Here is a 16,374-nt window from a genome sequence, read left to right on the forward strand (position 1 = left end):
GCTGTCAGCTATGTTGCCACGAACGGATATTTCGCGGTGGTGTCAGGAAGGCCATGTAGAGGACCTTGAGGAACAGGAAGGTCATCAGAACGTAAAAGATGTTGAACGCCGAAAAGAGCGAGACGATCCCGCCAGAGTTCAGCAACGGCAGAAGGATGTTCGTGACCGCGATGCTCATCAGCGGAGCGGTGATAATCTTGTTACTGTTGATTGATGTGCGCAGAGCATTGCACATGAGCCCGGTGATGAAGCCGACCGGTATGGCGACGAACCAGAAACCACTCCGTCCAAATAGGTACACACCCTCTCCGGCAAGAGTGATCGTCAGATTGGTTTCGCCGGCCAGCACGACGGAAGGATCCGGGTGAACAAGGTACGTAACGTACTGGCCGCTGCCCAACATCAGATATTCGATCGAATCCCGGGGGATATCCATCATCATTGCCGTCAGGCGTGACCCGAAGATTGGCATGAGTGACAGCCAGCTGCTTGGGTGCGGCGTTTCGAAGATCTCCCAGCTCGCGATCAGACCCCAAGCAGTGCCTTCCGTGGCTCGGATAAAGAGGTACTGCGCTGCGGCCGTAAGGCTCTGCGCGTCCATGATGATCGCGGAGTAATAGATCAAGGCGCCTGTCAGAGCAGCGCCAATCAATGCCTGAACCCCCCAGGACAGCAACGGTATGACAATAAAGAGGAACGGCAAGAGCCCGACAATGATCCCGGACTTGTAGCCCATCATGGCCAGCGTCCCGAGCGTCAGGAGCAAGTGCACAATCGGAAAACCGTATCGGATCCCCTGTGTGCGGCCAATCCTGTACAAAATACCGGAAAGAGCCAAGGCCGTGGGCACCCAGAACTGAACGAAGGTCTTGTAAAGAAAGCCGAAGCCGCCGAACGACACACGAACGGCGCCCCGATGCGTCTTGCCCGTCAGGATGTCCTGACCGACCAAGGCGAAGACGATCAGGGCAGCAACAATTAGGAAAAGCGTGATGAACCGACCCAAGTTGGTCAACTGCCCCTGAGTGAGGCGGATCTCTTCCTGAACAAACCGACTTCCCGACCGGAAATATTGGGACAGGAAGAACGAAAACGCGAAACAGCCAAGGTAAAATGGATAGGCCAGTCGCAGATCATAAACTGTCTGGATCGACAGGTAATAGACGTTCAGAACAACATCGCTGACCGTGTAAAGCCCAGCCAGTGGCAAAAGCAGGTAAAGCAGGATAATGATGTAGACGACCCGCATACCGGCCCTTTCTACCAAAAGTTCAGGTTGCCAGATCCTGTGTCAGGATGACGTCCAACTGCTTGCCAAGCTCGGCGTAATTATACTCGGTCTCCACGGCATTTCGACCATTTTGACCCATGCGACACCGGTCCTCATCGGACAGCGCCGCCAGCTTGTTGACGGCTGCGACAATGGCCTCGGGGTCTCCCGGAGCGATCGCGACGCCCGCATGATGGGCCGACACCGGATTGTAGGGGCCTGAATCAACGGCATAGATGATTGGTTTGGCCGCAGCGAGATAGTCGAAGAGCTTGTTGGGCGATACACCGAATTTGAACAGCGGTTCTGCTGGCAATCCGATGTAGCAGGCGTCGAAGTGCGACAATAACGACTGCACCTGGGTCTTCGGTATCGCATCAATGAAGGTCACATTGTCCAGTTGCTCGCGCTGTGCGTAGGCCTTGAGCTCGTCTTTGTTTCGGCCGTCGCCGACAAGAACAAACTCAATGTCAGTTCTGGTCCGCAACTGAGCCGCCGCTGCCAAAAACACATCGAGGTTGTTGGCCTCGCCCAAGGTACCCGCATAGCCTACGATGAACTTCCCTGTCGGCAGTTGGTCATTGACCGAGGGTGCAAGCGGGTCTGCCATGGAACGGTCCCCCAGAAGTACGCCGTTCGGCAGCCAATGAAATTTCCCCCGGTCCATGCCCCGCGATGCCATGTGATCGACCGCGTTTTGAAGGTTCGAGATCACCTGATCCGACACGCGATAGGCGCGGTCTTCGACCCACTGAAGCAGCCTGATGAACGGGTGTGAAGGTTCGTAGTTTCCAATGATGACGAGCGACAGGGGCCAGATGTCTCGCACCTCGAAGACCAACTTGGCCTTGACCCTGCGCGCGACGCGTTCAGCGCCCAGAAACCCCAGCAAACCAGGGGAGGAGTAGAGCACCACATCGGGCTTTGGGACACCGTGCCGCAACAAACCGGGCAGTTTCAGGCCGAACTGAATCCATCCCAGGATTCGTTTTTTGTGATGCGCATGCGGATAGTCGAGCGTGGTCACGCGAACCATCGTATAGCCATCAACGCTTTCTTTGAACGGCGCTGCCTTGGCTATCTCCGGTTTGACCATGAGGTGGTGTTTTCGGACCGAAATCACATAGACATCGTGTCCCTGCTTCGCCAGTTCACGCGCCAGGTAGTGTTGTCGAAGGTGGCCGCCGACCGCAGGTGTCGACGCGTACTGACAGACCAGCCATATCGTCTGTCTCATGCCAGATAGGCCCTGATCACCTGAGCAATTCGATCACTCGCGTCGCCTAGACCGTATGGTTCGACAGCTGCACCGGCCACGCCGCGAGCCGAAAGGATCGCATTCTGGATCGCCTTGCTTCCCTGGGCCGGGCTGACGAGCCGGTTCCAGCCAGAATCCAAAAGTTCGACCCACTCGGTCTCATCTCTCAGTGTGACGCAAGGGACCTTATGGAAAAATGCCTCTTTCTGGACGCCACCGCTGTCGGTCGCGATTACGACGGCAGAGCGCTCCGCCTCGACCATCTGCAGGTATCCGAGCGGTTCTACGCAGGTCAGCTTGCTCAGCAGTTGATCCAGACCCGTTGCCGAAATCTTCGCCCGGGTGCGCGGATGAAGAGGCAATAGAACAGGTATCTCCTTTGCGATGGCTGCCAGCGCGTCCAATATCGATCCAAGGCGATCAGGATGGTCCGTATTTTCCTGGCGGTGAACCGTGGCGAGAATGTAGTCGCGATCTTTCAAGCCGAGCGATGCCAGAAGCTCTCCCTTTTCGGCGGCTTGTTTTCCGAAATGCACAGACGCATCGTACATCACGTCGCCAACACGGTGCACCTTGCCGCTCTCGATGCCTTCATTGGCCAGGTTACGGTCGGCGGTGTCTGTCGGGGTGAACAGGAGGTCAGAACAGTGATCTGTCAGCCTACGATTGATTTCCTCGGGCATCTTCATGTTGAAAGATCTCAACCCGGCTTCAACGTGGGCGACGGGAATGTGCATTTTCGCAGCACACAGGGCACCGGCCAGAGTTGAATTCGTATCACCGTACACCAGAACCATGTCTGGTCGAACCTGCGACAACACCCCTTCGACGGCCTCAAGCATGCGTCCGGTCATCGCACCGTGCGTACCGCCCGAGATGTGCAGGTTGTGATCCGGAGCCTGCCCCATGAGATCCGTGAAGAACACGGTCGACATGTTGTCGTCATAGTGTTGACCGGTGTGGATCAGGACTTCGCGTAGCCCTTCAGTTTGTCGGATAGCCCGGGTGATCGTCGCCGCCTTGATGAACTGGGGGCGGGCGCCGAGGACAGTGGCAATCGTCTTCACAAGTCTGCACCTTCAAGTCTTTTGATATCGAATTGGTCTGCGGCGGCGTCCGCCATGAAACGGGCCAAGGCCGTCGCGGGGGTCTTATCGTCAATGGGTGCGCCTGTCTTGGTCCGATTTTCAACACCAGTTGATGACAGGCGGACCAGTGCCGCTAGAATGGAAGACGGCTCGGTTTCCACCGATGTCATGCCATCCGACAGATGTTCATAATGGGATACCCCATATCCCGTCGTCAGGACAGACGGGATGCCGACACCCGCGGCCTCGATAACAACCGAGGAGAATTCTGTCACATGGACCGTTGAGAGCTTCAGCACCAGACTCAACGGCGCAAGTGAGGCGGCGTGTACCGGCAAGACGTTCGCGTGCCCTGCGAAACGTCGCGCAATTTCGTCAACTTGGTCAACGTGCCCCGGATGGCAGCGAACCGCCCAGCTGAATCGATCCGCGCCCGGAAGGGCAAGTAGGTCCTCCACCTTGGACAAAAGGGCAGAAGGTTCAGGCTGCAGCGTGACAAGAATGATCGGCCTCTCGCCTGCGGCTTTTTTCAAGGCAAGAAATTCAGGGCTGGTTCCGAGCAGATCTTCATCCATGTGCATCCACGGAATGCCGGACACGTAGCTTCTTCGACGGGCGCCGATCCAATTGGACAAATTGGAATGCTCTGCCTCGCTCCAGGTCATGAAGGCGGATGGGATCAACGAAGATTCCGATGTTGCGCTTGGCCATTCGCCATACATGCAATGGTGCGCGCCCTGTACCCCGTGTTGAAGGTCTGCCACCGGAATGCCCTGCCGCTGTGCGGCACTGGTGAATGCCATGCCAGTTGTCGCATACCACGTCACGGCGATCGCGATGTCCAGCGGACTGTGGGCGAACTGGGCTTCGAAAATACTGCGGCGTTTCACAAAAGCCGTCCACGTCCTGCCCCAGGCGTCCCGGGTCAGCCCATCCGTCTGCAAGCCGCGCGCCCTGGCGAGCTGGGAAAAGTCTGTGATTGCGGTATGGGTTGTCTTGTCTTTAGCACCGAGCGCCATCTTCACTCGGACCAAAATCTCGTCCCGACCGATGGAAAATGACGGCCCGATGGCGGGCCGCCTGTACTCTCCTCTGGCAGGTACTTCGAAAACCGTCATACGTTTATTCATGCCGCTGGCGGCTTCGGCAAAAGGATGCGCGAACGCGTCCGGCCATCCTGCGGGCAGGCGGAAAAGTCTCGATGTCGAATAAGACAACATCGCGACCTCTGCCTTGCCATCCGGTCGGCTTGGCCTGTTCCATTCGTGAGCCACGATATTCCAAAGGCCCTTCAATCGCTGCGCGCGACTTTGAGCGGCACCTTTCACGCCAGCAAGATTATTGGCCATCAGGCGTTGACGAACCAATGGATACACTTCGGCGAAACCGGGATCCGACAGCAGTCGTTCACCTTCGGTCGAAGTTTCACACGATCGGATGGCCTCGATCAGCGCGCGGTGCGTCAGGTGGGTCATGGTCTTGGTCAAGGTGCGAAGACACCAAGGTCCTTGGTCAGTGCCAGCAACTCATCCATGCTGTCATGCGTCAACACGATCATGCCCTCGCAGGGCTCGCCGGCAAATTTATGCGGTTTCATGTAAGAATCGAACACACGCGACGGATGCGTCTGCCGGATACGTTCTGCGACGTCAAAACTCTCACGTGTCCAGCAAAAGTACTGAACCAGAGGCTTCGGCGTGGAAATGGAATAGTCGATTTTTTCCGGAAGGAAACAATTGACATGCGCCTTGGCAAAATCTTCGCCTGACGCGAATGAGACAAAGCGCTCGTAGCCCATCCGATTGGCAAAATCGATTGGAACGGCCTGTTTGCCATCCATGCGCATTTCAACATGAAACGCCCCGTTGACGACCCGGGACGCAGCAAGGGTTTTAACTGCACATTCGGTCAGAGAGCTATCGCGATCTGGATCAATGACGGGATTGAACAGGAAGAAATGTGCTGCGAATGTCCCGTTCTGAAGGATGTAGCGCTCAAATACGCGGACCAGAATCCTTGGTTTGCCGTCCTCAACTACACCTTCGTAATCGTACTGATCGCCCGCGACGGCGGCTTCGAAGAAGCTGTCGGGACCGGCGTGGCGGACCTTGTCGTCCTCCGGGCCAAGCTGGATCACGCCAGCGCTGCCTGTTCCGCTGATCGGCTTTCGGATGCATGGTTTATGTTCGAAAAGCTTGGGATCCCTGCCATAGGCTGGCTGGGCGACCCCAGCCTCCGCAAGCGCGTCACGCCAAGCCAGCTTGTTGTTGTTCAGAACCCCGGTATCCGTGCCGACTGAAATAAGATCGAAGGCTTCTGCGATGCGGGCCTGCGCGGGCAGCAGCAGGTGTTTGATCGACACGCAGACGGCGATAAGCCGAAAATCGGCAAGTGATTTCAGGATCGCCTCAAGGTCGGTGAGTGGATCCAAAGCAATCAGCGCATCGGAGTAGAGCATCTCATGCGTCTGAGGAACATCCGTGATCAGAAGTACTTTCAAACCCAGACTTTTCGCGGCGCGGGCCGCGGAATAGGAGTGTCCGTTGCGGCCCATTGATAGGACGACGACGAATGGGCCAGCGGGTTTGCGCGCAGTCCGTCTCGATAGCCGCCATTCCAACATGGTTCGGAGGAGGCCGACTTTCATCGCCTTTCGGCCCAAAGTCATTTTCAGCTTTGAAATGGCCACTGAAATCTCCTTGCCAAATGCAAACTACCCTCGGGTCGCCGGAGACATAGCCGAGAATTCAGCAGGCAACCATTGGTAACTTCAGCTGCGGGCGAAGGGGACGGCGCGGATCCAGGGCATCGGATGCGCACGGATCGCGAACCCGAAGGTGACGAGGAATGACACCAGTTGGCCGAGGGCGTAGGCCTGTCCGGCCCCGACGAGGCCATGTGCCTTGATCAATATGATGGATGACGGAACAGCCACACCGGCAGAGACAAGCGTAGCCAGAGACAGCCAACCGGTACGCCCCGCATAAAACAGGTAATTCGTTACCGTATAGTACCAGGCCGTGAACACCGTTCCGGCAATGATCCAAGGAAGCACGGCAGCTGCCGGTTCAAATTCAGGAGGTGCGACCCAGGTAACGAGCGCAGGGCTCACGACTGCGGCGGGGGCTGCGATCATAGCGATACCAATCATGTAGATATAGCTCAGACGGACCACTCGCGCGTTTATGGCGTCGTCTTCCTTGGACAGCAGCCTCATGAGAACCGGTGCGAAAGCACGATTCACGGATACGATGACCAGGTTGAGAACCAATCCGATCTGAGCCGCCACCATGTAGGTTCCAAGCGCGTCGAGTCCCAACAGGTTCGACACCAAGAGACGGTCGGCAAAGGACAGTGTCAGGCTTCCCAGAAGATGCGGCAGAAGGGGCACGCCGAACCGCAGCGCGTCCCGTGCCGCTTCGCCGTCCAGGCCTCGCAGGATATAGCCCCCGCGGTAAAGAGAACGCAGGCACAACAGGCCGACCAGAATGAAGGCAAGGGTCATTGCAAAAGCGCGCCCCTGCCAGCTTTGCCAAATTGCCAAGACGAAGAGGATTGAAAACCCGACGTCAGTGAAGGCTTGCAGGATCCGAGTCGCACCGAACGCAGCGGCCCGCCGCTCTGCCTGCCAGATAGCCAGCCGCAAAAGGATCACACTATTCGCAGCTGCCGCGCAGATCGCCGCCAGAACCCATGGGGTGGGCATCTTTGCGACGCTGTGCAAAAGCGGTGAGAGTAATAGGTACGCCAAGCTGAGTATCAGCCAGAGAAGGGCGGTGATCCTGACGCACGCGTTGACGTAACTGTTGAAATCCCAGTCGTCCTGAAAATACCTGACGCTCAGTGCGCCGTTCAATCCCAGCCCGACAAGCGGGGTGGCGATGTTCACATAGATAAGAAACAAACCGACGAGCCCGTAGTCGGCCGGACTAAGCACGCGCGTCAGCAGAGGCAGCAGCAACACGGGAACGGCGGTCGCCACCGCGCTGGTTCCGGCATAGATCACGACAGACGTCAGGAAACGGCGGATGTCCATCGTCAGCCCAGCACTGTCGTGGGGAAGCGGTTCATCGGGCCGACAAAGTATTGCGCAGGGTGTCGGTGACGCGCGCGATAGTATCATCGTCCATGTTGGAGCCGGAGGGCAGGCATAGTCCGCGTGCGAACAGACCTGCCGAAACCGGTTCGTTGGCGCCGTCGTCATGTGCGTAGAACCGGCAGTGACGCAAGATGGGCTGCATGTGCATGGGTTTCCACAGATGGCGTGCTTCGATCCTGTGTTCCCCAAGACGAGCGATGATTTCGTCCGGAGATTTGCCTTGTTCAACCTGATCCAGCGTCATGCACGACAGCCAGCGGTTCGAAAAACTCCAGTCCGGCTCTGGCATCATCGTGGCCCCCGCGATGTCAGAGAGTTGAGACTTGTAGACATCTCCGACGTGCCGACGACGCGCCACGCGGTCATCCAGCACCTTCATCTGGCCCCGCCCCACGCCCGCCAGGATGTTGCTGAGCCGATAATTGTATCCGATTTCAGTATGTTCGTACCAGGCGACCGGCTGACGTGCTTGCGTGGCGAGATGGCGTGCGCGTGCGATCACTTCGGGATCATCGCCGACCAGCATTCCCCCGCCAGATGTGGTGATGATCTTGTTCCCGTTGAACGAGAAGCACCCCAGTTTGCCAATCGTCCCAGACGACCGCCCCTTGTACTTTGCGCCAAGTGATTCAGCGGCGTCTTCAAGGATCGGCACGCCATACTTTGCGCAAATCTCGCAAAGCGGATCATAGTCGGCGCTTTGACCATAAAGGTTCACCACGACGACGGCCTTTGGCATTTTGCCGTCTCGTCGGGCATCGTCAAAGGCGCGCTCCAGCGCGGCAGGCGACATGTTCCAACTTTGCGGCTCGCTGTCGATCAAGACAGGCTCTGCTCCCAGATAGAGAACCGGGTTCACGCTTGCGATGAAAGTGAAGTCCGAGACAAAAACGGTATCGCCTTGTCCGACGCCAAGAAGGTCGAGCCCCAGATGGATCGCCGCGGTGCCGGACGACAATGCGCAGGCCGCGGCGCTGCCGACATACTCTGCGACATCACGTTCGAACTGGTCGACATTGGGTCCTAGCGGGGCGATCCAATTCGTTGAAAAGGCCTCATTCACATAAGCCAGTTCATCCTCACCGATGTGCGGGGTGGACAAAAGGACCTGACCGCCAAGGTCGCGGCGATGAACAATCCGGATAGGCATGCCGTCGTCAGAAAGCACCGGCAGTTGATCGATACGTTTTGCGTCCATCGCTTCGATCATCTGCTTGGGCGTCGCGGACGGCCCGACTGTGATGGATCGCGTTTCAGGAAGGCGGCTCAAACTATCTGTCACGCCTGCTCCATCTAGCAGCAGTCGCCTGATGTCGCCATCCGTCACGGTCCGGAGAAAGCGCCCTTCAGTGTCGACGAGCAGCACCACGCCGATGGTCGAGTCGTCGATCGCTTTCATGCAGTCCCTGATCGGAACATCGCGTGTGACGCATCTCATGCCGGAGTGGCCCATTTCGTCCCCACAATCATGGTCGCGCCAACAGGCGCTGTGTTCAAAAACTGTAGCGTTTCTTGATCAAGCGTCGCGAAATGTCGAGAGAGGCGAGAACGTCTGGAAGTCGTTCTGCGCATCCTCCCGCGTCATAAACGCTTTCATAAGGTCCATCGTATGCCAAGGCCTTCGCGATGGTGTCGCTGATTGCGTGTGCCGTAACATCGCAGTCGAACACCGAACTACCCCTGTCGCGCAACGTTTGCCGATCACCGATGTTCACGACAGCCGTGCGCAACGAGGCCGCTTCGATGATGCCTGACGAGGAATTTCCAATCAGCAGATCGCTTGCCGCGAGCAGAGAAAGGTAACGGTCACGTTCAAGGTGCGTGAACCAGTGGAAACGGGCCGGGCGGTCGGCTTCGGATGCGGATCTTGCGTTGCGGTAGGTGGCTGAGATTGCAGCACTTCCCGCATCGGAATTAGGGGCCATGATTACGACGTCGGCATTTTGATCCGACAATGCCGACAAAAGCTCGGACGTCTGCAGCGCGGCCAGATCGGCGTCCTGAACGACTGGGTGAAAAACGACCATGAACAGCGGTCCGGATGGTCGCAGGCCGAGTTCAGTTCGCAGATCTTTGGCGTCAATTGGGGTGAAGCCGCGGATTGCGTCAAGGCCCGGCGCTCCGAGCCAGTGAATGTTCTCGGGGACTTCGCCCATCCGAAGAAGCCTGTCCCGGGCAGCCTCAGTCGGTGGAAAATGGATGTGAGCCAAGGCGCTGATCGCCCGACGGAATTGGTCATCCACAGTCCCGGAGCGCTCGCCCCCATGAAAATGGGCGATTGGAATCCCTAGAAAGACAGCAGCCAAGGCGCCGGCGACCATTTCTCCGCGATCGCCAAGCAGTAGGAGGAGATCGGGACGGATCTCGGCCAGCGCGGCAGTGATCGACTGCATTTGTTGCGCGACCGACGTCGACATCTCGGCCCGGTCCTCCCCGACCATCGGGACTTCTGCCAATCGACGCGACGCAAACCCGGAGCCTTCGATGTCCGTGGCGGTCAGGCCGTGAAGACCTGAAAGGTGCTGGCCGGAAATCAGGATCTCGAGATCCAGGCGTGGATCTGCATCGATCGCGCGGAGCGACCTTTCCATCAAGCCGAAATCAGCACGCGAGCCCGACAGATAAACGATCCGCCGTGTCACGAGATATCTTCTTCTCGTATCGGGCTGCCTGCAGGGCGGTCCTTGGTCAGCATCGATCCTACGGCCCGGGTCAACTCGGAAGGCGCGAGCCCTCCTTCAGGGCGCAGGATCCGAATGTGATCGAACGTAAGCTTGTCGCCTGCCGACAAGTCTCGCGCGGCGACAAGCGACCGCCGGACCAGGCCTCTGGCTTCGATTTCACACGATTGCGGGGCCTTCACACCATCCCCAAGCATCGCCGAGGCGCGCCGCATGTGCAGGACCAAATCGGCCAACTCGCCGGGCTCCATGGATGCGGCATGGTCAGGCCCGTCCATGGTTCGGTCCAATGTGAAATGCTTCTCGTAGGCGACCGCCCCAAGCGCCACGGACATCAACGCCGCGATAGGGCCATCGGAATGGTCAGAATAGCCGACGGGCAGGTCAAACTTTTCGGACAACGTGCGGATCGCAAGGAGGTTCAAGCTATCGTCGGGGGCGGGGTAGGCGCTTGTGCAATGCAGAATGCAAAGATCATCCCGAAGGTATTTGACAGCTTTCCCTTTCGTCTGGCTCACTGTCTCCACGGCCGCTTCAACTTCCGCCATCGTGCCCATTCCGGTGGACAGGATTATCGGTAACCCAAGCCCGGCCAGGTATTCAATGAAGGGCAGATTGGTCAGCTCTCCGGAAGGAACCTTGATGCGCTGGACGCCCAGTTCACAAAGCAAGCGGGCGCTGGCGGCGTCGAACGCGGTCGACATGAACTCGATCCCGGCGGCGTCACAACGCTTGCGCAGGATACGGTGCTCATCGGCGGTCAGTTCGAGGGCCTTGAGAAGGTCGTACTGGTTGGCCTGATCGGTCGTTCGCTTTTGATAAGCCACGGTCCCGGTTCCGGCCACGACCGTGGCGTCGGCGCTGAACGTCTGGAACTTGACGGCATCTGCCCCGGCCTCAGCCGCGACGTCGATCAGCCGCTCAGCCAGATCAAGACGCCCGTTGTGATTGACGCCGGCTTCGGCAATGAAGAACAGGCTCATGTTTCGTTTCTACCTTCCAGACGGTGGACCGGAGTGCCGACCCAGGTTCCCGGGTGTTCGATGTCGTTCAGGACAGTGCCGTTGGCCCCTATCACGACGTCGTCGCAAACCTTGCTTTGTTGGCGCAACACGGCGCCGGCGCCGATCCAGGTCCTGTCACCCGCCTTGCAGCCTCCTGTCATAATTGCACCGCAGCTGATGTGAGCCCAATTGCCGACATTGCAGTCATGTTCGACAATGGCACCGGTGTTCACGATGCAGCCGAAACCGATATTGGACCGCGGACTGACCACGGTTCTGGCCAGCATGCAGCTGCCGACGCCGATGTTCGAATGGCTGCTGACAATCGCGGAGGGATGGACGATTGTCGCCAGACCGTAACCGCGACCTGTCAGAGCTGCGGCGGCACCTTCGCGTGTGCGATTGTCGCCGATCGCCACATGGACCAACCAGTTTTGGGCAGGGTGGCTGTCCTGGGTTGGCAGGCCCTTTTGGACCGGTTCACCCAATAGGTCTCGCCCCGTCGGCGCACTGTCGAAAACGGCGACTGGACCTGCAAAGCCCGATTGCCGCAGCGCATCCAATACGACGGCGGCATGTCCGCCTGCTCCGACAAGGGCAATACCAATCTGAGACTTGCTGGAAATGACCGTCATTGTGTCCCTGAGTGGCGTCTGTTTGCGATTTGCTTAACGCGGCTCAGCTTGAAACTCCACCAGCATTCCTTTAGCTGACGGCATCGTACTCTGGGCAGGCAGCAGTTGAGGGATTTCAGTCAGTGACTTACCTTGTGTTGTCCGGTTGTCTGGCGTTTTGCGCTGGTGTCATTCTTACTGGCGTCGTCCGATATGCGGCTTTGCGCCGGGGTGTCATGGACGTGCCGAATGCGCGCTCTTCACATTCGGTTCCCACACCACGCGGCGGCGGTCTTTCGTTTGTGGCCATCACCTTGGCGTTTTCGGCAGTGGCCGGAGCTGCAGGTTGGATCCGACAAGACCTGGCATTGGCCTTGGGGATCGGGGGCGGTCTGATTGCGGCAATCGGAATCGCCGACGATGTGTGGACGCTCGGCACCAGGCTCAGGCTGATGGCCCATGCCGCGTCCGCCGTGCTGGTCATGGTCTTGCTTGGACCGGTAGCCACTTTGCCATACCCCAGCGGTGAACTGGCATTCGGGCCATTCGCCTGGATCATCACCTTTCTTTTCGCGATATGGCTCGTCAACCTGACGAACTTCATGGATGGCATCAACGGTATCTCAGGTGTTCATGCCCTGGCCTTCTGTTTGGTAACGCTAATTCTGGCCTTGTCCGCCGAGGACCATTCGACTGCTACGGCGAGTGTCGTATTGGGCGCCGCAGTCGGCGGATTTCTGGTTTGGAACTTCCCTGTCGGCAAGATCTTCATGGGGGACGCGGGCTCGGGTTTCTTGGGTATGGCCGCCCTGATCCTGATGCTGGCACGGGGCTGGTCAGCCTCAGAAGGATCCGCCGTCCTGATCCTTCTTGCGCCGTTCATCACTGACGCCACGCTCACCTTGGTCTTGCGATTGGCAGAGGGGGAGGCCGTCATGCAAGCGCATCGTCGCCATTTGTATCAAAGGCTTTCGCGGATCTGGGGCAGCCACGTCAAGGTTACCGTGTGCTTCGCGGCGGTTGAGCTTCTGGTCATGCTTCCTTTGGCTCTTTGGGCCAGCGGATTTTTTGGCCACCCTGCATCAGGCACTGCATTGCTTCTCGCCTATGCCCTGTGCGCAGGAACCTGGCTGCTCACTCTTCGGCCGACACAGCGCAAAGATCCGGCGCGATGAAAATTCTTGCCGTCATTCCTGCTAGAGGTGGATCCAAACGCTTGCCTGGCAAGAATGTCCGGCCGTTAGGGGGCATTCCACTTCTCGGGTGGTCTGCCCGTTTCGCAACGTCCTCGGGTTTGTTTTCTCGGGTCGTGTTGTCCACCGACGACCCTGCCATCGCCAAAGTCGGAGAAGCATTTGATCTGTCAGTTCCTGGCCTGAGGCCTGCGGAATTGGCCAGCGATACGGCAACGTCTGCGGACGCAGCCCTGCATGCGCTTTCGGTCGCATCGGGCGGACCTTTTGATGCGCTGGCCCTGTTGCAACCGACCAACCCTTTCAGGGACGCCAAGGACTGGCTCCGGGCGATCGATTGTCTCGGCTCGTCCGACGCTCCGGCAATCATCGGGGTATCGCAAGCGGATCATCCGCCACAGCACATGTTCTTGCACAGGGACGGAGCCTTGGCCCCACTCTTTCCCGAAGGTTTGAAGAAAAGAAGTCAGGACCTGCCTGAAACAGTATTTGTAAACGGCTCGATGTATTTGGTCCGGACCGAAGTTCTTGAACAGACCCGTAGTTTTTTCCCTGATGGCACCAAGGCTGTGTTGTGCGCGGATCGGGCTGCGTCAATCGATATCGACACGCATGAAGACTTTGACGACGCCGAATGGCTGGTCCATCGAAGAGGTCTTGCCCCTTAGCGCGGTCAGTCACGCCCGGTTGACGAGGTGTTCGAAAAGGGCCCAGTCCTGTGCGGACACGAAATGACTGTTGTGCCAGAGCAGTGTGAACGTGCCGCCATATGCCATAGCGCGGTCCTGCAGTGTCTCGAAGGCCGAATAGGCTTCTTCAGTGTATCCCAAGCCCATGTACTTGGGTGCAATCACCGAACACTCCATCGCGATCAAGGGGCGTTGCTGCAATTTCAATTCACGACCTTCGGCAAAGCTCCACATCGGAAAGGCGTGCGCAGTTCCGTACCTGAAACCCGCGGCATCCGGAAAACTGCCCGAGGTGTCGTAGGCAAAGCCGGCGGCCTCGAGATGCTCGGGTGTCTGCGCCATGTCCCAACGAAGATAATGCTGCCGATTGCCTTGCCCGTGAACATCTGTGGACATTCCGATCTGTTCGAGCGTGTTCAGAAGATTTGCACGTTCTTCCGAAATTTGCCGAAGGTCACGGAAGGTGTTGTAGCTGCCGTGCAGGCCCAAACGGTGGCCTCTGTTCGCAAGTCGCGCAAGCAGGTTGCGTATCCGCGGTTCACGTAGACAATAAGACCCGTCAATGGCACCACCGGAATGTCCCGAAATGATGTAGAATTCCCCGTGCTGCCCCGCGGTCTCAAGCACCTTCATATATCTGTCGAAGGTATTCGCGCTATCAAGATGCCCGATCCCAAGCGGCGCGAGACAGCCGTTCAGCGCGCGTCGGATCGCCAATCCCGGGTCTTTTCGATTGATGATGTCGCCGCCGACCGACCGGGCCCAAGCCAGCGGTTTCCGCAGATCGGGCGAGAAGGGTTGATCGACATCGCACGAGACCTGCATGTCACCGCGGGCAGGAGGGGAAATAGTTCCCGGCCAAAGGTGATTGATGAGGTTACGCAAAAGGTTGACCGCTTCGTCAACCACCGGCCTGTCCAACCAGCCTTCGCGAAAGGCAAGGCTCTGGCGTGCGGCAAAGCGGTCGTGGGTGTCACGGTCGACAGTCAGGGTTTCTTCGATGCCGGACAATATGATCGCCGGCAGGGCAAGGGGATCAAAGTTCAAACGCAGAGAGTCTTCGGCCGTTGTCAGGTCCGGCTCCGAGTCGGACAGTACGGGAAGGTCGGCCTGTGTGAGAAACGGGCTGAATGCCGCACCGAGGCGCCTGGTCGGGTCCAGTTGTCGTTTGCCCGACTGCAGGTCGCCGAACAGCGCCGCAGCTCGTGCCGGGAACGACAGCACCTTGCTGTCGCGCGACAACACGAACTCCTGACCTGTGCCAAGCTCTGTCGACGCCTGCAGGCCCAATTGATCTTCAAAGACCCATTTGGCCAACCAATCCCAAACTGGCCCAGCCGGGCGCGTTATCCGAAAGCTGTCACGCACGGCTGAGCACGTCGATGACGCGGTCCTGGTCCGCCTCGGACAGATAGGGATGCATCGGAAGGCTGAACACGGTTTGCGCCGCCAGTTCCGAATTGGGCAATCCGTTCGGGTCGCACGGAAACTCGCGGTAGGCTGTCTGTTTGTTCAAGGGGCGGGGATAATAGATCGCAGACGGAATGCCTGCGGCCTTCAGCGCAGACATTGCGTTGTCGCGCGCCGCAGGTGTGTCGGTTCGAAGGGTATATTGAGCCCAGATCGACCGGTAACCCTCTGGAATGACGGGTGTCGCAAACTTTGTGGACAGGCCCGTCGTGTATCGTCTGGCAATACGGTTCCGGGCTTCGATCTCCTCGCCATATACGGCCAGTTTTTCCAGCAGCACCGCTGCTTGCAGGGTGTCGAGCCGGGAGTTCCGTCCAATGCGTACATTGTCGTATTTCTCGGCGCCCTTGCCATGAACGCGCAGACTGTCGAGCAGGACTGCAAGGTCAGCATCGTCGGTGAACAAGGCGCCACCGTCGCCATAGCATCCCAGGGGTTTCGCCGGGAAAAACGATGTTGTCGTGATCTTGCCGAAAGTCCCCGTCATCTGTCCTTTGATCGATCCTCCGAACCCCTGCGCGCTATCGCCGATGACGACGGCACTGGCAGCCTCAGCGATGCGCGAGACCTCGGGGTAGTCGGCCGGGAGCCCGAAAAGATCCACCGGAATGATCACTGCGGGTCGCAGGCCCAGATCGCGGGCATGTTCAATCGCGCGCGACAGGCTGTTCGGACACATGTTATAGGTTGCGAGGTCGACATCAACGAAGACGGGGACGGCGCCTGTGCCCGGAACGACCTCGGCTGTTGCGGCGAAAGTAAAGGACGGCACCAGAACGGCATCGCCGGGACCGACGCCCAAAGCAATCAGGGCAAGCTCCAGCGCATCGGTGCCGTTTGCGCAGCTGACGCAATGTGCCGCGCCGCAAAACTCGGCAAGAGCGGTCTCAAGTTCCTTGACCTCGGGCCCCATGATATAGCTGCCATGCGAAAGGACCGCCGCGATCCGCTTTTCGATGCCAGTGCGCAAACGATCTTGTTGTGCGGCGAGGTCTATGAAGTGCATGG

14 protein-coding genes are annotated in these 16,374 nt (G+C 58.4%); 2 read left to right on the plus strand and 12 right to left on the minus strand.

The annotated features are described in order from the left end of the window. Positions 1–4: 4 nt before the first annotated feature. The 10 genes from E4S58_RS00060 to E4S58_RS00105 form a co-directional block, all read right to left on the minus strand. Positions 5–1,249, minus strand: a complete 1,245-nt coding sequence (locus tag E4S58_RS00060) for a hypothetical protein (RefSeq protein WP_136634291.1) — start codon at positions 1,247–1,249, stop codon at positions 5–7. A gap of 22 nt (positions 1,250–1,271) precedes the next feature. Next, positions 1,272–2,507 carry a glycosyltransferase family 4 protein gene (locus tag E4S58_RS00065; protein ID WP_136634292.1) on the minus strand — a complete coding sequence of 412 codons (1,236 nt, stop codon included), beginning with the start codon at positions 2,505–2,507 and terminating at the stop codon, positions 1,272–1,274. Then, complete coding sequence (wecB, locus tag E4S58_RS00070) at positions 2,504–3,595, minus strand: non-hydrolyzing UDP-N-acetylglucosamine 2-epimerase (protein WP_136634293.1); 1,092 nt, start codon at positions 3,593–3,595, stop codon at positions 2,504–2,506. Before wecB ends, E4S58_RS00065 begins: the two co-directional genes overlap by 4 nt. Next, the gene (locus tag E4S58_RS00075; RefSeq protein WP_136634294.1) at positions 3,592–5,091 is read right to left on the minus strand and encodes a hypothetical protein; all 1,500 of its coding nucleotides are present in this window, start codon (positions 5,089–5,091) and stop codon (positions 3,592–3,594) included. The genes wecB and E4S58_RS00075 overlap by 4 nt, the downstream gene beginning before the upstream one ends. An 8-nt stretch (positions 5,092–5,099) precedes the next feature. Beyond that, positions 5,100–6,305: an ATP-grasp domain-containing protein gene (locus E4S58_RS00080; protein ID WP_136634295.1), complete on the minus strand. Its 1,206-nt coding sequence runs from the start codon at positions 6,303–6,305 to the stop codon at positions 5,100–5,102. An 81-nt stretch (positions 6,306–6,386) separates the two neighbouring features. Then, positions 6,387–7,652: a lipopolysaccharide biosynthesis protein gene (locus tag E4S58_RS00085; protein ID WP_169052560.1), complete on the minus strand. Its 1,266-nt coding sequence runs from the start codon at positions 7,650–7,652 to the stop codon at positions 6,387–6,389. Between the two features lie 31 nt (positions 7,653–7,683). After that, positions 7,684–9,114: an aminotransferase class I/II-fold pyridoxal phosphate-dependent enzyme gene (locus tag E4S58_RS00090; protein WP_136634297.1), complete on the minus strand. Its 1,431-nt coding sequence runs from the start codon at positions 9,112–9,114 to the stop codon at positions 7,684–7,686. A 94-nt stretch (positions 9,115–9,208) separates the two neighbouring features. Continuing rightward, positions 9,209–10,357 carry a UDP-N-acetylglucosamine 2-epimerase gene (gene neuC, locus E4S58_RS00095; RefSeq protein ID WP_136634298.1) on the minus strand — a complete coding sequence of 383 codons (1,149 nt, stop codon included), beginning with the start codon at positions 10,355–10,357 and terminating at the stop codon, positions 9,209–9,211. Then, the gene (locus E4S58_RS00100) at positions 10,354–11,379 is read right to left on the minus strand and encodes an N-acetylneuraminate synthase family protein (RefSeq protein WP_136634299.1); all 1,026 of its coding nucleotides are present in this window, start codon (positions 11,377–11,379) and stop codon (positions 10,354–10,356) included. The genes neuC and E4S58_RS00100 overlap by 4 nt, the downstream gene beginning before the upstream one ends. Further along, positions 11,376–12,035, minus strand: a complete 660-nt coding sequence (locus E4S58_RS00105) for a NeuD/PglB/VioB family sugar acetyltransferase (RefSeq protein WP_136634300.1) — start codon at positions 12,033–12,035, stop codon at positions 11,376–11,378. Before E4S58_RS00105 ends, E4S58_RS00100 begins: the two co-directional genes overlap by 4 nt. 122 nt (positions 12,036–12,157) lie before the next feature. Between E4S58_RS00105 and E4S58_RS00110 the strand changes: the two genes are divergently transcribed. Further along, complete coding sequence (locus E4S58_RS00110) at positions 12,158–13,189, plus strand: MraY family glycosyltransferase (protein WP_136634301.1); 1,032 nt, start codon at positions 12,158–12,160, stop codon at positions 13,187–13,189. Next, complete coding sequence (locus tag E4S58_RS00115; protein ID WP_136634302.1) at positions 13,186–13,875, plus strand: acylneuraminate cytidylyltransferase family protein; 690 nt, start codon at positions 13,186–13,188, stop codon at positions 13,873–13,875. Before E4S58_RS00110 ends, E4S58_RS00115 begins: the two co-directional genes overlap by 4 nt. A gap of 9 nt (positions 13,876–13,884) precedes the next feature. Here E4S58_RS00115 and E4S58_RS00120 read toward each other — a convergent pair whose 3' ends face one another. Then, a complete protein-coding gene (locus E4S58_RS00120; protein WP_136634303.1) occupies positions 13,885–15,213 on the minus strand; it encodes a polysaccharide deacetylase family protein in 1,329 nt (442 codons plus the stop codon). Positions 15,214–15,256: 43 nt separating this feature from the next. Continuing rightward, positions 15,257–16,372 (minus strand): DegT/DnrJ/EryC1/StrS family aminotransferase, encoded by a 1,116-nt coding sequence (locus E4S58_RS00125; protein ID WP_136634304.1) that lies wholly within the window; start codon positions 16,370–16,372, stop codon positions 15,257–15,259. Positions 16,373–16,374: the final 2 nt, after the last annotated feature.

Origin of the sequence: Pseudooceanicola onchidii, assembly GCF_004959925.1 — a bacterium.
In the GTDB taxonomy this organism is placed as follows: domain Bacteria; phylum Pseudomonadota; class Alphaproteobacteria; order Rhodobacterales; family Rhodobacteraceae; genus Pseudooceanicola; species Pseudooceanicola onchidii.